Annotated in this window: 1 pseudogene; it reads right to left on the bottom strand. The window is 73.7% G+C overall.

Annotated elements, in window-relative coordinates:
- Window positions 1–131, bottom strand: a pseudogene (locus Q0789_RS16815) (aquaporin family protein); the annotation flags it as partial.
- Window positions 132–372: the final 241 nt, after the last annotated feature.

Genomic DNA, 372 nt, shown 5'->3' with positions numbered 1-372 from the left:
ATGAAGAGCGGCCCGCCGGCGAAGCCCTTGGTCTTCGCGAGCAGCGCGTTGGCCACGACGCCGCAGCCGAGCAGCGTCAGGGTGGCGGTGCCGAGAACCTCGGAGAGGGCGATCTGGGCAAGTGTTGGCATACGTGACTCCTTCGTCAGGGGTGTGCCGGCCCCATGGGCAGGCGTTCGCACGCCGAGCGGGGAACTGCTCGGCGTCTCCTCGCTCGGGTCAGGCGGCGGTGACCGTGAGCGGTGGACTGTCGCGTCCCGGCGGCGCGGGTGGCAGGACCGGGCGGATGTCGGGGGCCTCGAGGCGACGGCGCTCGGCGGCCTCGTCGTCGGTCTCGACCTCGGCGGCGCGCTCGGCCTCGACGCGGGCGAG

The sequence above is a fragment of the uncultured Pseudokineococcus sp. genome, assembly GCF_947499845.1.
Lineage (GTDB): Bacteria > Actinomycetota > Actinomycetes > Actinomycetales > Quadrisphaeraceae > Pseudokineococcus.
The sequence above is the reverse complement of the archived record's forward strand: the minus strand, read 5'-3'. Positions and strand labels throughout refer to the sequence as shown.